Annotated in this window: 23 protein-coding genes; 7 read left to right on the forward strand and 16 right to left on the reverse strand. The window is 65.4% G+C overall.

Annotated features, from left to right (window positions below; genetic code table 11):
• Positions 1–106: 106 nt before the first annotated feature.
• The 8 genes from JQT59_RS31220 to JQT59_RS31255 are packed head-to-tail and all read right to left on the reverse strand — an operon-like array spanning position 107 to position 4,040.
• Entirely contained in the window at positions 107–1,000 is an 894-nt protein-coding gene (locus JQT59_RS31220; protein ID WP_213573304.1) for a hypothetical protein, read from the reverse strand.
• Positions 997–1,896 (reverse strand): YqaJ viral recombinase family protein, encoded by a 900-nt coding sequence (locus JQT59_RS31225; RefSeq protein WP_213573305.1) that lies wholly within the window; start codon positions 1,894–1,896, stop codon positions 997–999. The genes JQT59_RS31220 and JQT59_RS31225 overlap by 4 nt, the downstream gene beginning before the upstream one ends.
• The gene (locus JQT59_RS31230; RefSeq protein WP_213573306.1) at positions 1,893–2,231 is read right to left on the reverse strand and encodes a hypothetical protein; all 339 of its coding nucleotides are present in this window, start codon (positions 2,229–2,231) and stop codon (positions 1,893–1,895) included. The genes JQT59_RS31225 and JQT59_RS31230 overlap by 4 nt, the downstream gene beginning before the upstream one ends.
• Positions 2,221–2,880, reverse strand: a complete 660-nt coding sequence (locus JQT59_RS31235; RefSeq protein WP_213573307.1) for a hypothetical protein — start codon at positions 2,878–2,880, stop codon at positions 2,221–2,223. Before JQT59_RS31235 ends, JQT59_RS31230 begins: the two co-directional genes overlap by 11 nt.
• Complete coding sequence (locus JQT59_RS31240; protein WP_213573308.1) at positions 2,880–3,158, reverse strand: hypothetical protein; 279 nt, start codon at positions 3,156–3,158, stop codon at positions 2,880–2,882. Before JQT59_RS31240 ends, JQT59_RS31235 begins: the two co-directional genes overlap by 1 nt.
• Positions 3,155–3,475 (reverse strand): hypothetical protein, encoded by a 321-nt coding sequence (locus JQT59_RS31245; RefSeq protein ID WP_213573309.1) that lies wholly within the window; start codon positions 3,473–3,475, stop codon positions 3,155–3,157. Before JQT59_RS31245 ends, JQT59_RS31240 begins: the two co-directional genes overlap by 4 nt.
• Complete coding sequence (locus JQT59_RS31250; RefSeq protein WP_213573310.1) at positions 3,472–3,846, reverse strand: hypothetical protein; 375 nt, start codon at positions 3,844–3,846, stop codon at positions 3,472–3,474. Before JQT59_RS31250 ends, JQT59_RS31245 begins: the two co-directional genes overlap by 4 nt.
• Complete coding sequence (locus JQT59_RS31255; RefSeq protein WP_213573311.1) at positions 3,843–4,040, reverse strand: hypothetical protein; 198 nt, start codon at positions 4,038–4,040, stop codon at positions 3,843–3,845. The genes JQT59_RS31250 and JQT59_RS31255 overlap by 4 nt, the downstream gene beginning before the upstream one ends.
• Positions 4,041–4,098: 58 nt before the next feature.
• Between JQT59_RS31255 and JQT59_RS31260 the strand changes: the two genes are divergently transcribed.
• Complete coding sequence (locus tag JQT59_RS31260) at positions 4,099–4,311, forward strand: hypothetical protein (protein WP_213573312.1); 213 nt, start codon at positions 4,099–4,101, stop codon at positions 4,309–4,311.
• A gap of 266 nt (positions 4,312–4,577) precedes the next feature.
• Here JQT59_RS31260 and JQT59_RS31265 read toward each other — a convergent pair whose 3' ends face one another.
• The 3 genes from JQT59_RS31265 to JQT59_RS31275 form a co-directional block, all read right to left on the reverse strand.
• The gene (locus JQT59_RS31265) at positions 4,578–4,811 is read right to left on the reverse strand and encodes a helix-turn-helix transcriptional regulator (protein ID WP_213573313.1); all 234 of its coding nucleotides are present in this window, start codon (positions 4,809–4,811) and stop codon (positions 4,578–4,580) included.
• A complete protein-coding gene (locus JQT59_RS31270) occupies positions 4,808–5,608 on the reverse strand; it encodes a phage antirepressor KilAC domain-containing protein (protein ID WP_213573314.1) in 801 nt (266 codons plus the stop codon). Before JQT59_RS31270 ends, JQT59_RS31265 begins: the two co-directional genes overlap by 4 nt.
• Positions 5,609–5,684: 76 nt before the next feature.
• Positions 5,685–5,948 (reverse strand): hypothetical protein, encoded by a 264-nt coding sequence (locus tag JQT59_RS31275; RefSeq protein ID WP_213573315.1) that lies wholly within the window; start codon positions 5,946–5,948, stop codon positions 5,685–5,687.
• Between the two features lie 293 nt (positions 5,949–6,241).
• Between JQT59_RS31275 and JQT59_RS31280 the strand changes: the two genes are divergently transcribed.
• From JQT59_RS31280 to JQT59_RS31290, 3 genes are all read left to right on the forward strand, one after another.
• Positions 6,242–6,895, forward strand: coding sequence for a hypothetical protein (locus JQT59_RS31280; RefSeq protein WP_213573316.1), 654 nt, complete (start codon positions 6,242–6,244; stop codon positions 6,893–6,895).
• 304 nt (positions 6,896–7,199) lie between these two features.
• The gene (locus JQT59_RS37360; RefSeq protein WP_249353972.1) at positions 7,200–7,457 is read left to right on the forward strand and encodes a hypothetical protein; all 258 of its coding nucleotides are present in this window, start codon (positions 7,200–7,202) and stop codon (positions 7,455–7,457) included.
• Positions 7,458–7,571: 114 nt separating this feature from the next.
• Complete coding sequence (locus JQT59_RS31290; RefSeq protein WP_213573318.1) at positions 7,572–8,837, forward strand: site-specific integrase; 1,266 nt, start codon at positions 7,572–7,574, stop codon at positions 8,835–8,837.
• 80 nt (positions 8,838–8,917) lie between these two features.
• Here JQT59_RS31290 and JQT59_RS31295 read toward each other — a convergent pair whose 3' ends face one another.
• Entirely contained in the window at positions 8,918–9,274 is a 357-nt protein-coding gene (locus tag JQT59_RS31295; RefSeq protein ID WP_213573319.1) for a hypothetical protein, read from the reverse strand.
• A 103-nt stretch (positions 9,275–9,377) separates the two neighbouring features.
• Entirely contained in the window at positions 9,378–9,962 is a 585-nt protein-coding gene (locus tag JQT59_RS31300; RefSeq protein ID WP_213573320.1) for a hypothetical protein, read from the reverse strand.
• Between the two features lie 178 nt (positions 9,963–10,140).
• Here JQT59_RS31300 and JQT59_RS38495 point away from each other — a divergent pair, with 178 nt between their 5' ends.
• Together JQT59_RS38495 and JQT59_RS31310 are read left to right on the forward strand one after the other, a co-directional pair.
• A complete protein-coding gene (locus JQT59_RS38495) occupies positions 10,141–10,662 on the forward strand; it encodes a TetR/AcrR family transcriptional regulator (protein ID WP_502939888.1) in 522 nt (173 codons plus the stop codon).
• Between the two features lie 28 nt (positions 10,663–10,690).
• Positions 10,691–10,891: a hypothetical protein gene (locus JQT59_RS31310; protein ID WP_213573321.1), complete on the forward strand. Its 201-nt coding sequence runs from the start codon at positions 10,691–10,693 to the stop codon at positions 10,889–10,891.
• On the opposite strand, the gene JQT59_RS31315 is transcribed toward JQT59_RS31310, so the two are convergent.
• The 3 genes from JQT59_RS31315 to JQT59_RS31325 all read right to left on the reverse strand — a co-directional run bounded on the left by JQT59_RS31315 (position 10,855) and on the right by JQT59_RS31325 (position 14,137).
• On the reverse strand, positions 10,855–12,345 hold the full coding sequence (locus tag JQT59_RS31315) for a DUF4153 domain-containing protein (RefSeq protein WP_213573322.1): 1,491 nt from the start codon (positions 12,343–12,345) through the stop codon (positions 10,855–10,857). The two genes, JQT59_RS31310 and JQT59_RS31315, sit on opposite strands and share 37 nt — an antisense overlap.
• Before the next feature lie 80 nt (positions 12,346–12,425).
• Complete coding sequence (locus JQT59_RS31320) at positions 12,426–13,454, reverse strand: HAMP domain-containing sensor histidine kinase (protein WP_249353976.1); 1,029 nt, start codon at positions 13,452–13,454, stop codon at positions 12,426–12,428.
• Complete coding sequence (locus JQT59_RS31325) at positions 13,451–14,137, reverse strand: response regulator transcription factor (protein ID WP_213573323.1); 687 nt, start codon at positions 14,135–14,137, stop codon at positions 13,451–13,453. The genes JQT59_RS31320 and JQT59_RS31325 overlap by 4 nt, the downstream gene beginning before the upstream one ends.
• Positions 14,138–14,317: 180 nt before the next feature.
• Between JQT59_RS31325 and JQT59_RS31330 the strand changes: the two genes are divergently transcribed.
• A complete protein-coding gene (locus tag JQT59_RS31330) occupies positions 14,318–14,947 on the forward strand; it encodes a hypothetical protein (protein WP_249353978.1) in 630 nt (209 codons plus the stop codon).
• Positions 14,948–14,960: the final 13 nt, after the last annotated feature.

Genomic DNA, 14,960 nt, shown 5'->3' on the forward strand with positions numbered 1-14,960 from the left:
CTCTCTTCGAATCCGTTTGCGAGCCAGCCGAATGCGATGACTGCGCCCATCCCCGCCCCCGCCGCCGTGAGGGCGACGGCGAGGGCTAGGGACGCAAGGGTGCGGGTCACTGCTGGTCTCCGGCGGACTCTTCACCGGTCTCGATGAAGCGGATGGTGGAGGCGACCTCGTCGCGGGTCATTTCCTTCGACGAGGCCAGGGTTGGTCGGCCCGTGCGGGTGCGGAGGAACGCCTCGACCTGCTCGCGGCCGGTGATCTCTGCCTTGGTGAGGGCGTCGTTGAGCTTCTTGAGGTCGGCCGGGGTGGCGAGGATCGGGTCTGGGGTGGTCTCGGCGGGGACGCCGAGCTTCTCGACGAGGGCGGCGGTGCCCCGTTTCGGTCCCTCGACCCGCTCCGACGTGACACGGATGGGCCGCTGGTCGAGCTCCAGGTCCTCGGCGGTGTACGGCATGCCCATGAGCACGTCTGGCGCGGCACGGCGGCAGGCGTCGGCCAGTGCTTTGGCGTACAGCATCCCGCGAGGGTCGGTCTTGTACTTGGGGTTCGAGGTGTACCCGGCTTGGGTTGCGAGCTCGATCGTCCAGGTGACCTCTTCCCAGTTCGGGTGGCCTGCGTGCCGGGCCCGGACGGTGGCGGTGGTCGTGGTGCTTTCGATCGTCTCGACCTCGTGGCCCTTCGAGATCAGCAGCGCCCGCATGGCGCGGGCATACATTGCGGGGACGCCGTGCACGGTGAAGATGTTCTGCAGCGACGTGAGCGGTCCCCACCCAAGCTGCATGCCGTGGTAGATGGCGACCGCGGCTTCCTTCTGCCCTGCTCGCCGCTTGCCCTTGCTGTCGGTGCCGCCGTCGTATGCCTGGACGGTGGTGTGGATCATCTTGGCGAGCACGTCGGCCGACTCCAGTGCGGCCACGTGGGCTTGCAGGTCCTGGGCGACGTCAGCCATGGCGGTGTTCGTCAGTGCGGTCGGGGCGTTGTACTGCTCGATTTCGTTGGTCATGCTGCTACTCCAAGGGTCGTGGGGTCTGTCTTGCTGTTGGGTTTGAGGGCGACGCCGCCACGGCTGTGAGGGCTTCGGGTGGCGACCTTTTCGCCGTTGCAGAGCGCGGTCTGTGCGTTGCCCATGCGGTCGAGGACCTTCGTTTTCACACCGCGGTGCCGCTTCTCGAGGGCCTTGAACTCGGCATCGATCTGCAGGTACTCGCGTGACAGCTCCGGAGTGAGTTCGACCTCGGTGCCGTCGATGTCCGGGTGCAACTCACGCACGCACTCGTACGTGTATTTCGAGTCGTCGAGATCCGGGACGGTGAACGATTCGAGGGAGTCCCAGAACTGCCGGCACCGGTCGAAGATCACCGCGCACAACGCAGGGTTGTACTCGATCTCGTAGATGTGATGCTTGAAATACGGGCCCATCACCATCAGATGCGCTGGGCGCTGCGTGAACCCAGTGATGTGCATCTGCGCCTGCACCTGAATCACGTAGTCGAACGGGGCTTCGTCCGTGAAGTCGTCACCCCACTCCTCCAGCTTCCGGGCCGTCTTGAACTCGACGATCCGGCGGGCCTTTCCGCTGCGAGCACGGCGGTCGATCGTGGCCAGGCACGGGAAGCCAAGGTCATCACGCCGCACACGCACCTCACCGGGCGACAGCTGCCAGCCCGGGTTGGCCTCACACCACAGGTACGCCAGGGCAGGCTCGAACGCGTGCCCGACAGTGAAGATGTCCTTCGGTGGCTCCGGGTCGATGAGACCCTTCATCCGGTGCCACAAGCGGTAGGCGGATTCGTACCGGGAGAACGAACGCCCGTCGTCATCGGTGACGACCGCGGCGATCTTGCTGGGAGTGATGATCTTCGACCACTCCGCACCACCCGGCGCAAAGGGATCCGTCACGCAACACCACCCACCTGTGGTCGGTCTGGTCGCAACGTGACCTGGTAGCAGGTGTTGCACATCCCCTTCGCGCCAACGGTCTTCACACCGGGTGGTCGGGGTCGGAGATCGGAGCCGTTGCGGTTCACCATCTGGTGGTTGCAGACGGCGCAACGCTGCGCGACCTCGGTGTCGACGTCGATCAGCCCGAGCATTGCCAGCAGATTGCGGGCGTCGTCGGCATCCGTTGCGGCGTTGCACACGGCGAGTCGGGCGCGTTGCGCAATGGCCCGCGCAACGTCGGTGTCAGGGTCCGCAACGTCGAGGATCGCGGCCTGGCCATCGTCATGCGGCACGAGCGGTCACCTCCGCTCGGTACTTCGCGATGCCCCACTGAATGGCATGGCAGATCAGGAGGAAGTGGTGGTCGAAGTCGCGGAGATCCCACTCCCATGAATCTGAGAACTCGAAGTTGGCCCGCCGACTCAGCGCTCGGCGGACGATCGGCTCCGGTTTGAAGTCCTCAGACTTCTTACGTGGCGTCTCGGGCAGGTAGTAGGCGAAGTCGCTGATCGCGCGGTGCGCTTCGTGCTCGCCTTCGTCAAGCCTCGAAAGAACCTCACTTCGGATGGCCTGCCAGAGCGGCAGGTTCGGCTCGTCGCGCTGGTGCCTGGACTCCATGAAATGCTCGACAACGAGCTGGCGCGCGCGTTCCGGCGAGTACTCCATGGTCCGCTCGCGACCGGCAACGACCTTCTCTGCCCAGTAACTCGGGTTGATCCGGCGCCCGTCGAAGAACTCGAACATGTCAGGGAGACGGCTGAAGGTGTACGACTGCAGGTCTCCGGAAATCGCGAGGTGACCGGGCCAGGTGACGAGGTCGAACCTCCACATGTTGCTGCCCGGACGGGCGAACTTGATGTGCCGATACAGGCCCTCGTCGTGGAGCACCGTCATCTGATGCTCGGTGACTTCGGCTTCGAACCGCGCTTTGGCGTTGCTCATCACAGCACTCCGTTCTGCTGATCGATTGCGGCGTCGCGGGCACGGTCGGCAGCCGCGCCGTCGTCTGGATCGGACTCAATCGGGTGCGCGATGAGGTAGGCGACTTCTGAAGCCCCGCCTGGAGTTCGAATGGAAAGCCGGGCGGTCGCCACGCTCTCGTCGAGTGCCTTGGTCCACCGGCCCCAGTCGGTCTCACACCACACGCTGTATCCGTCGAGCTGGCCAGCATCGTTCAGCGCATCAAGCAGGTCGGAAAGTATTTCGTCGGGGGCGCTCATCCTGCACGCTCCTGCTCTCGTCGAGCGCAATCCGCCGCCCACCTGCTGCCGTTCTCGTCGTCTTCTTCGATGTGCCAGCCCTCGGCTGACTTCTGGTGTCGCTGCTTCTTCTTCGGGAAGAACTCCTCGAGCGCTGCAGCCGCCGACTTGGTGAACCGCTTGGTGCATACGCCGTCGATCTCACCGCTGGGTCCGACGAGCAGCCAGTGATCCTTGCGCGGGCGCTCGGCCTCACGCTGCACCATTTGCTGCTCTCGCATGCCCGCGTACTTCGCATCAACCTGCGCCTTGTACTCGGCCAAAGTCATGGCGCTCATGGCTGCACTACCGGGATTACGTTGAAGTAGGCGAGCGCGACGTAGGTGAACACCGTGATCGAGGCGAGTGCAACGAGGCGAATCCCCCAACGGGCGAGCCAGTCCTCGAGCTTGTCCCAGAAGCTTGGCTCGGGTTCCTCGTCGATTGCTGCGACGAGCCCGTCGAACAGTTCGGGTGTCGCCGGGTGCAGCTTCGTCAGTTCGGTTGCTTCGGTGGCAGCCTGGTCGAACTCGGTGTCGGACAACGGAGGGCCGGGCTGCTGCAGCCAGGTCGCACGGAGGTCGCGGTCGAGTTGGTCGTGGAGCGGGGTCGACAAGTAGTGGTCGTGTAGATCGTCGCCATCGATGCGGGCGTCGAACGTTGCTGTCATGGCAGTCTCGTTTCATTCACATGCTGGGGATGAACGGAGTGGATTGCTTCGGTGTGCGACATCAGGCCGCGCTCGAACTCGGTGACGAACTCGCCTGCAAGGCGACTGTGGTGGTCGACGAGCGCACGCGGTCGCTTGGTGTGGGGCACGTTCGCGACCAGGGCGTCGAGGTCACCCTCGTAAAGGTCAGGCATGGCCGCCTGCCTCGCTTAGGGTGGTGACGCCAGACTCACAACTCGGAGGGGGAACTGAATGGCTGCCGACGCTCGGCTCGACAACCTCGCTCGAAGGATCGATGCGGTCCCCGACTCGCTGACCGGAGTGAAGTCGATTTACCAGGCGATCTTCACGCTCGCGTCGAACAACTCGCGGCCAGCGACGGCCGACGAGATCATCGTCGCCATGAACAGGGGGCTCGACGAACTCGATGAGCGACTCGCCGCCGGCGAGGGCAACACGCAGTAACGCTGCAACCTCCTCGCGCACGATGGCGCGGACGTCGTCGCGAGTGAGGGTCTTCGCCTCGGCCGGCAGTATGACCAGTCCTTGCTCCGCCAACAGTCTCAGCGCTTCTCCGTCGGCGGAGGGAGCGCTCACACCGACTGCCTGGTCGTCGCGCCGATGCACCTCTTCGTGCGCGTCAATCTCCTGACGCAGCTCATACTCATCCTCAGCGGCCTCCGGGTGCGATCCGCCGATCCCGAAACCACACTCGGTGCATTCGTAGTGGATCATGCGGACCACCTCGCGGCATCAGCCATGAGGGATTCCATGAACTCGGCGACGTCGGATGCACGCCAGTGCAGCGCGGAGGTGATGCCCTCCCCCGCCTTGAACCCCTTCGAGTACAGGGGGTGTGGTCCGTGCGCGGCCATCCAACCCTGGGTGCGCATCTTCCGGATCGTCTGCGGCGAATGCCCAACCAGCTCGGACACCTGATGAATGTTGAGAGACCGGTCGCTCATGCCGCATCACTCAGCGTGAGCTGTCCCGATCCGCCGAGGAGCTCGTGCAGCTTCGCGATTCCCTTCACAGTGACGCGGAGCGTTGGCGCCGGCAGCTCGTACTCGCCGGACTTGGAGTTGAGGAACGGGCGCGCTGGTCGCTCGTACAGTCGCCCTGTGTCGACCTGCTCCTGCCGGGCCTCCCAGCCGCCACGCGGATTCCGGGAGCGGAAGATCCACCGCTTGCTTTGCATGAAGTCGAACAGTCGATCACGGCCAATCCGAATGTTCGTATCCTGCGAGAGGATCTTCGCGGCCTCGGCGACGCTGTAATTTCCCTTCGCATCGGCGAGGTTGTTCCACGCTCGCGCTGGTGCTTCGAGCTCCGCGATCTGCTGGTCCTTCGCCTTCAACGTCGCAGCCGCCTCTAGGAGCGCGGTGGCCATCAGCTCAGGGCCGGTGAGGGCTGGGGTTGCCGTCTCGGCCTCGCGTGTCTTGATCGCGAAGTAGGCCTGGGCGGCAGCGACCTCTGGCTTGCGCGGGTCGCCGTTCATCGCGACCAGGTAGCAAGCAAAGCGGCTCAGGTGGTAGTCGACACGTGGTCGGCCGCCCGACTTTTCGGTGAGGGCAACGAAAAGGTCAGAGACGTCGTGTCCCTGGTTCAGGGCCGACCTCTCGGCCCTGTCAATCACCGCCTCGAAGTTTCGCCAGTCGGCGCCGTAGCCGAGCGGCGACATGAGAGCGCGCGCGGACCATCTGTTCCCGGCCAGCATCAACTCGTCGAACGGCGAGCGTGCCGTAGTCTGAATCTCTGACATTGGATCTCCTATCTGTGTCGTGGCCGTCAGCTGTTGCCTCAGCTGGCGGCCTTTTCGTTTGTTGCCGGACCGGCTTTCACGCCGGAACCTTCCGATGATTGACGTTTCGCCGCGCATTGTTGGAAATTTCGGGCACAAAGAAGACGTCGAGCGGGACGTCCAGCGCCTCGCAGATGAGTTCGGCCGTCCTGGGGTTGTTCACGGATTGAGTCCGGGCCCCGACGAGGTTGTCGATCGTGCCCGGAGCACACTCGGCGTACTTTGCGAGACGACGATTCGAGAATCCCTTGCGATCCATGCGGTCGATAAGTGCGTCCCGTGCTACGAGTTGCATTCTCATGCCACTGGGCCACCTCCTTCGGTTGGAGCGGTGTCGGCGCGTGTCTGTCTTGACCCTCATATCCTCACCCCTGGTTAGGCAGTTTGTCAATCATTACGCGTCAAAGTATTACCCAACGTTAGGCAGTTAGGCAAGCGCTAACTTCGAATGAATCCGCTGGACTGGGGCTACGGGAATTCTTTTCGCCACGTGTTCTTAGGTGCCACCTGCGCGTTTGTTCGAACGGTAAGGTTGCGCAGTGCCTAAGATTTCCAATTGGACGAGACGCCTAGTGGCAAGCGACGGTGATTCCCGTGAGTGATGAGCAGACGCTGGCCGGCCTGATTGCCGACCGCAAAGGAACGCGGTCCTACGACAGATTGTCGCGGGACTGCGGGGGCGTCCCGACGTCCAAGCGGCTGCACCAACTCGCGACAGTGACACCGAAGAACTTCCCCGACCCGGACACCATCCGCGGCTTGGCGGCAGGACTGGGTGTCACCGTCACGGACATCGTCATGGCATCAGCTCGCTCTCTAGGGCTTTCCGTCTACACCGGAAATGACCCGAGCGCGCTATCCATCGGCGGGGCCGGCGAGTTGCCGGACTCGGCGAAAGAAACCCTGACAACCGTGGCACGCGAGTTCATCAAGCTCACATCCCAATACCAGACGGATGGAGAAGCAGATGCGCAAGTCACGGAATCGCGGACGGAAGAGGGCAGCCCGAAGCGCGGCAGCGCAGGCCGCAAGACGCGCAGCCCAGGAGCCCCCATGAAGCCGACCGGGAATGTCCAGGTCCAAGACTTGACAGTGGACGATCAAGGCGTGAGCCCTGACGACGCGGGGAAGCAGGACGATTACGCACTGGCTCGCCGCGAGGGTGAGACCGAGGAGCGCCGGCGGCGGCGGATCGAAGGGGAGCCGTGGGATCGCGCCGACCCAGAGGGGCCGGAGGCTGGTGCGTAGGAACGCGTTTCAGGAAGCCTTGCGGCGACCTGGGTCACGTTCAGTTACCGACCAGTAACTCGTATTTCGAACGTCTGTTCGAGTAGATTGTGGGCCTACCACAGGACACCGACACGTTTGGACGGGGCGCATGGTTCACCGATGGCATCCATGGAGGCATCTTCAAAGGTGCTATCCGCACCTCGAAGTCACCTTCCCGAGCTGCCTGAGGTTTGGATGCCTCGGCGAGTGGACCGACGACGGTATCGAGATTGATGGAACGTCGAACCAGCGCGAGCGCCGGTGCACCCTGACCCATGAGATCGTGCACATCGAGCGCGGCCCGGTGCCCAACGACCCGCACCTCGCCGTCAAAGAGGAACGCGTCGTCGAATGCATCACGGCGCGTAGGCTGATCAGCCTCGAGACGCTCATCGACGCCCTCGTATGGAATCGGCTACGGGTAGACGACGAGATGGCCGAGGAGTTGTGGGTCGACCTGCCGACCTTGCAGCACCGAGTCCGCGACTTGACTGAGAGTGAACGCCGGTACATCGATCAGGAACTCGAACGCAGGGCATGATCAACGAGAAACCCTCGCGCTCATAGGTGGTGAGCGCGGGGGCTAAGGCGAAACCCGAACAGTTTCAGCGAGGAGTCTAGTCGTGACGAACGACGATCACGTGGCGGTGGCCTGATGGCCCGCCCGCCCATGCCTCTCGGCACCTGGGGGCACATCAAACGCACCAAGGTGGACAAGGGGCGGTGGTACGCCGACGGCCGGTACCGCGCCCAGAACGGGCGGACCCGGCGGATGCGCCGCTACTCCCCCGAGGGTGTCTTCGACCGCGAAGGGGCCGCCGCGGAGCGGATCCTGATCGAGGCGATGAAGTCGGCGTGCGAGTCGACCGGCGATCTCGACGGCACGACCACGATCGACGAGCTCTGGTCGACGTACCGGGTGGAGCTCGTGGAGACGGGCAAGGCACCGCGCACCTTGACGCGTTACGACGAGGTGGCCCGGTTCATCTCGGCGCAGCTCGGTGGGCTACGCCTGCAGGAGGTGTCGACGCAGCGGCTCGAGACGTTCCTCCGGTCGGTGGCCGAGGTGAACGGCGCCGGCAACGCGAAGACGACCCGGTCGGTGCTGTCGGGAATGTTCTCGATGGCGACCCGCCTCGGCGTGGTGAAGGCGAATCCGGTGCGGGACACGAAGCCGCCGACGTCGAAGTCGACCAAGCAGCCGCGGTCCCTTGAACCGGAGCAGTTGGCGAAGCTGCTGGTGGATCTGCGGCAGTCGAAGATCCCGTGCCCCGCGGTCGGGAAGGGCGGCATGCCGATTCCGTCGAAGTACCGGGTGCCGACCGTGGCGGAGTACTGCGCGAGCGTGGACCTGGTCGACGTCATCACGATGTTCGCGGCGACGGGGGTCCGCATGTCGGAGCTTATCGGCATGACGTGGCCGGGCCTGGATCTGCAGGAGAAGACGATCACCCTGTCGGAGAAGGCGACCCGGGTGCCCGGCAAGGGGCTCGCGTTGGTCAGCCGCACCGACGACCCGAAGAACACACACCGGACGTTGGCGCTGCCGGACTTCGCGGTGACGATGCTGCGGGCCCGGAAGCTGGCGATGCCGCCGAACAAGCATCAGGTGATCTTCCCGTCGAAGGCCGGCACGATTCGGGATGCGGACGCGATGAACGTGCAGTGGCGGAGGGTGCGGGCCGCGCTGGGGTTGGACTGGGTCACGGCGCACACGTTCCGGCGGACGGTTGCGTCGCTGCTGGACGAGTCGAAGGTCGGTGCGCGGATCACGGCGGACCAGCTCGGGCACGCGAGTCCGTCGATGACGATGGACAAGTACATGTCGCGGGGGAAGGTGCGCCCGGAGGTGGCGGCGATCCTCGATGCCGCAGTCAAAGTGGAGAGTAAGCGGAGAGTGGACGAGGATAAGGCTCAGTAGCACCGGCTCTGATCTGCAGGTTCTCTAATTGCAGCCTGCGACAGGGTAGGTCGCAGGTTCGAATCCTGCCGAGGGCACTGTCAGCCCGGTCTCAGCTCGCAATGGACGCGTGATGACGCCTCGGTTGTGACTCGATCTGTTACGACTCGATCTGTTGCGACTCCTCGGTTGTGTCGCAGTGCGGCGTCGACCAGCGAGCGAAGGTCCTCCCCGCCCTGCTCGGAGCTGGTGCCGACCAGAAAGCATGACGTCACTTCGTGCAGCAGCGGGCGGGGAATGGTGAACATGCCGGCAACTGCAGCACGCAGGATGGTCTCGACAGCGATGCGTCCTTCACCCATGTCCAGGAATTCATCTACCCGACTTCGCGCACCGGCGTCGAGGAAGGGCTCGGCGATCTGCGACAAGTCGTGGGCAACGTCGATCGCATTTCTCATCCGCTGAGTGTAGTGCGACGGTCGTCACCGGGGACCGGAGCGCGAAATCTGACCCCCAACGAGCGGTGAGTGAAACTAGTTGTGACGCACAGTTACTCACATCTCAGAGTGCCGCGCATGCGATGCCGATGACCGCCAGCCCGAGCAGCGCGTCGAGGACACCGCAGAACTCCGCGAGGGAGCGGTCGACCACCGTATTCGCTCGGTAGTGGTAGAGGTCCCACGCCGCATGAGCGAGCAAACCGGAGCCGACGACGACGGCCCCCACCGTGGGCGCGACAACGACGGCCGTGGCCGCCACTGCACCGTAGGCGGCCATCGCCAGTACTGCAGGCTGCACCCGAAACGGGTGCCCTATGACGGCTCGGCCCACGGCGTAGCCAATTCCGATGACGCCGAACCCCAACAGCACCCAGGTGACGTCGACGCCGACGTCCGTGGCACGCTCCGCCAGTTTTCCCGCGGTGATCACTACGACCGTCCCGAAGAACAGCGGCCACGCGGAGCTTCTGCGCCCCAGCAGTGCGGCACCTAGATACACGAGAGCGGCGGCGGCGAGGACCGGCGCGAGATCGGTGCCGCCATCGAACATGACGAACATCGCGAATACGACGGCAGCCAGGGTCGGCCAGCGTTGCAGGACGGAATGGGCCGGGTGGTGAGCGTGCCGTGTGACCGTGGTGCTCATATCGACTTCCCTTCGCGTGTCAGCGACCAAGTCCTCAAGTCGAACATGCATGTTCAACTTATTTGCAGCGTAACCTGTACACAACTGTTCGACAAGAGGAAGAGGAGCCACGAGCACCAGCGAGGTACCCAGGAAGTCCGGCCGACGCCGCGCGGACGCGGAACGCAACATCGAAGCGATCCTCGACGCAGCTCACACATGCCTGAGCTCCGACCCGGACGCCAGCATCGGCGACATCGCGAAAGCCGCCGGCGTCGGGCGGGTCACGCTCTACGGACACTTTCCGACTCGCGCCGACCTCGTCGACGCAGTCGTCACGCGGGCACTTGCCGCCGCCGAACACGCCCTTGCTCCCATCGACCTCACCGGTGATCCACGGGACGCCATACACCGGCTCGTCGCCGGCTCCTGGTCACTCACTGCCGCTGCCGGTGCACTGGTGGCCGCCGCCGAACGCACCCTGCCCGCCGCACAGATACGTGCCGCCCACGACGGGATGCTGGTTCCCGTCGGGGAGCTCCTCGAGCGCGGTCGGAGCGAAGGTGTGTTCCGCACCGACCTGCCCACGTCGTGGTTGGCCGCCGTCCTCCACAGTGTCGTGCACTGCGCCGCAACCGAAGTCGATGCCGGACGGCTCGATCCGGGCGACGCCGCGTCCTACATCACCAAGACAGTGCTGGCGTCCTTCGCCCCGGGCTGACAGGTCAGATGCGACGCCACCAGGCATCGTGGCGCTCGACGCCTTACGAGAGCAGAAGGCCGAACTCGCGCAGGCGCAGTACGCACAGGTCCACGCCATCACCGACTACTACTACCTGTGCTCGAACGAAGACGAGCGACGTGGGATCAATCCCGCGCATTCCGGCATGCAACGATCCGCCGTTCCAGCGATCTACGACGCGACCCGATCACAGCGCCCGACAGGGTGAGCGGCCAACAGATCGCGGGCCCTGTTCCGCGCTGCGTTGTACTCGTACCACTCGGCTCCTTCATCGACCTCGTGCTGGAGCCGATACAGGGCACACGAGCGTTCCGGCTCCGGCAGTCGATCCAGAGCCGGAACCGCATCGACCGACAACTGTCTCAGGTAGCTCACATCGATGCGTCCGGTCTCCTCGAAGCGTTCGACGTTCTTCTGCGCGATATAGGCGTCCGGATCGACCACCACAGCGAGGAGGAGCACCCCGCACACTGCCGAACCCAGAACCGCACACGGCAACCACCGCCCCGACAACCGCAGCCCCGCAATGAGCAACAGTACGAACACCAATCCCAGCCATAGTTCGGTCACCAGAACGAGCAGGCGCAGCTGCGTGTACCCGTAGTGACTCTCGTACAGCGACATTCGGGCGACCGCCGATGCGACGACGACGAGCGTCAGAACACAGAGCAGGCCGAGCAGCACTCGCACCAGCGTGCGGTCGATCGCCTCCCTCCGCGCCGCCTTGCGGAGAGCAACAGCGATCACCAGCAGCGTCAGCCCCGTCACGGCCAGCAACTGCCAGAAGCCCTGCCGGGCGTACTCGGCGTACGTGAGATCGTCTGTCGTCAACACGTGCCGGTCCCCACCGAACAGCACTCTCAACTGCACGGCGACGAAACCGAGGAACAGCAAGTTCAGCAGCGCGAGCGGAAAGGCCCACTCCCAGCGGGCAACGGGTCGACCAGGACCGGGGGCGAGCGCGTCCACCCGTGGGGTGCGTCTCAGCAGATAGGCAGCACCCAGCGTCCCACCGCACACGAGCGTGCCGAGCACGAGCCTGCCGACCGGATTGGACACCTCCACCGAGGGTGTCGCCTGTTCGAGGAGTTCGGCGAACTTCGCATCGGCGCTGGCGAACAGCGATCCGAACACCAGCAGGAGGACCGCGCTGACGGCGGCCACGCCGAAAACACGAAGCAGCGAGACTCTTTCGGCGGAACTCCAGCGGGAGGCTCCGCGTCGTGTCCAGCGAATCACCCGCAGCGGGGTGAACCACAGCGCGAACGAACCAGCGGCCAGACCCGTCCAGGTTCTGCCTCCGACCACGGCGAAGGATCCGACCACCCAGCTGAGGGCTACACACACGGCGGCCAGCCAGCCGGCGCCCCGAACACTGAGCACAGCGAGCAGGGCGAGTGCAGTGACTACTGCAACTGCCTGCGCAGCTGTGGGTCTCACCCTGCGCGTCGCGAAGACCGCCAGTGCGATCGCGGTACCGGTCAGCAGGTAACCAAGACCGACCACCGTGATGTGGAGAGTGAGAGCAGCGACCACGCCGGCTCCGACGGCGGCGAGGACGATCGCGCGCGGAGCGATCGACGTGCGGTCGCGCCGCCACACTCCCCCCGGCCACGATCGTGTCCGCCGTGGCCGAACTGGTTGGGCAGGTGCGATTGTCATGTGTCCTCCCTGTTTGCATCACCCGGATTCGGGCAGGCGTCATCGCGGGACCGGTGGGTCCCGTATCTGGTGTGTTCGTGTCAACCGGCGGGCAGGGTCACCCGGATGCAGCAGCCGCGCACCGTGTCGACGACCTCGATGCGGCCGTCGTGCAATTCGACCGCCCAGCGTGCGATCGCGAGTCCGAGCCCGGTTCCCCCATCCGTCGAACCCCCGCGTGTGAAACGCTCGAATGCCCGGGAGCGCTCGCCGGGGCTGATGCCGGGGCCGTCGTCCTCCACCTCGATGATCACACCACCCTCTTCCGGAGCGGGGCGGCCGCGCACTACGACCTGGGTGCGGGCGGAGCCGTGCCGAAGAGCGTTGTCGACGAGGTTCGTCACCGCCTGGTGGAGTCGCGCGACATCGGCATCGACGCAGAGGCCGGACGGCTGCACGTCCACTTGCACCCGCCGTGGTCCTGCCGGTCCCACCGCCTGACGAACCACATCCTCGAGGAAGTCCCGAACCGGGAACCGCTCGCGGTCGAGTTGCACGGCACCCTCTTCCAGGCGCGACAGGTCGAGAAGTTCGGCGACCAACCGGCCCAGCCGCTCGGTCTGATCGAGTGCCACCTGCATCCGAGCCGGATCGGGTTCTTCCACACCGTCGACCACGTTCTCGAGCAGTGCCGACAGTGCGGAAATCGGTGTGCGCAGCCCGTGCGAGACGTTGCCGATCAGTTCGCGGCGATAGCGGTCGGCTGCCTCGAGATCCTCGGCCATGGAGTTGAATGCGCGGGCCAGTTCACCGATTTCGTCTCTCGACGTCGACCGGACCCGGCGGGAGTAGTCGCCCGTCGCCATCGCGCGGGCCGCAGCCGTCATCTCTCGCAGGGGCGAGGTCATCCCGTGCGCGAGGATCTGGGTCACTGCTAACGACACCAGCATCGCCAGGGCGAGCGCGTATCGGAAGGGCCAGCGCGCCGTCACCCAGAACATCAAGGAGGCGAGAAACAGTGCTGCGACCACGAGTAACCCGGTCTTGACCTTGAACGACCGAAAAGGATCGAGCGGTCGGGGCAACCTGTCGACGATCCGTCCGCCACCGACCCGGTTACCGGCGCTCACTTCTGCACGTCCAGCGCGTAACCGACACCATGGACCGTGCGGATGAGGTCGCCGCGGAGTTTGCGGCGCAGGGCCTTGACGTGGCTGTCGACGGTCCTGCTGCCGGCCACGTCACCCCATCCCCAGACCTCCGCGAGCAGCGACTCCCGGGAGATGGCAGCCCGTGGGCGAGAGGCGAAATGCGCGAGAAGGTCGAACTCCGTCCTCGTGAGGTGTATTTCGTCGTCACCGCGCCGGACCCGTCGCTCGACGAGATCCACCTCGAGATCACCCACCGACATCCCCGCCTGTCCGCTGGAGGCGGCCTCGGTGGCCCGTTCGGCGCGGCGCACGAGCGCGTGCACCCTGGCCACGAGCACCCGCATGCTGAATGGCTTGCTCAGGTAGTCGTCGGCTCCCACCCCGAGCCCGATGAGCATGTCTGTTTCGTCCGCTCGGGCGGTGAGCATCAACACGGGAACCGGCCGTGCGGCCTGCACCCGCCTGCACACCTCGAGCCCGTCGAATCCGGGCAGCATCACGTCCAGGACGAGCAGGTCCGGTTCGGAGGCCTCGCATTCCGCCACGGCACCCGGACCGTCCGAGGCCGTGACGACGTCGAAGCCCTCGGCACGCAACCTGGCGGCGACCGACTCGCAGATCGTCGCCTCGTCGTCGACGACGAGCACTCTTCGCTGGCTCATGCCCCGACTGTATTGCCCGCACGTGCGGATCCCCGTCAGAGCCTGTGAAGATTCTGTGCAGGTTTACCCGCGCACGGGGTGGTTGATCGTCACCCTGGGGTCGCTGTCGCGGCGTTCGTCTTCAGCGCACGCTTGAGTCATCAGCCCGGCACACCCCCTACCCACCGGAGGACCTACACCGTGACCACCACCGCAACCCGCATCGCACTCGGCACCACCGCCGCCATTGCCTTCTCGTTCGTGGGGACGGCAGTCGTCCTCCTCACCGGAGGACACATCGACGGCGCACCCTCACCGACGTCCGACAGGAGTAACTCGCAGCAGCGAGTTCTTCCCGGTATCGCTGCTGTGCCCGGTGCCGTCGCGGTGGATCCGGGTACTGCGGCGGCCGATATCGAGGTCGCGGCTCCCGGACCGGAGGTCGTCCCACCGATCGTCGTCGCGCCGGCACCCCAGGTCGCAGCGCCGCCGGTCGGGGTGCCCCAGGTCGCAGCACCCCAGGTCGCAGCACCCCCGGTCGTCATTCCCCCGATCGCACAACCGCCCGTCGCCAAACCGCCGGTCGTCGAACCGCCCGTCGTCGAACCGCCCGTCGTCGAACCGCCCGTCGTCGAACCGCCGGTCGTGGTGGATCCGGTCAAGCCGCCGAAGCGCCCGTTCCCCTTCCCCGGGAAGATCGACGACGAAGTCCTCTCGCCCGCGACCGATCCCTTCCCGGCCGGTGGCGGACCGAAGCCCCGGCCGCCGAGCGTTCCGCAGGCCCCCGGTGGAGTGGGCGGGTCCGTGGGCGGAACGACTGTCGGCGAGTGAGTGGATCGGAGCG

This window comes from Rhodococcus sp. USK13 (genome assembly GCF_018343855.1).
GTDB classification, from domain to species: domain Bacteria; phylum Actinomycetota; class Actinomycetes; order Mycobacteriales; family Mycobacteriaceae; genus Rhodococcus_F; species Rhodococcus_F oxybenzonivorans.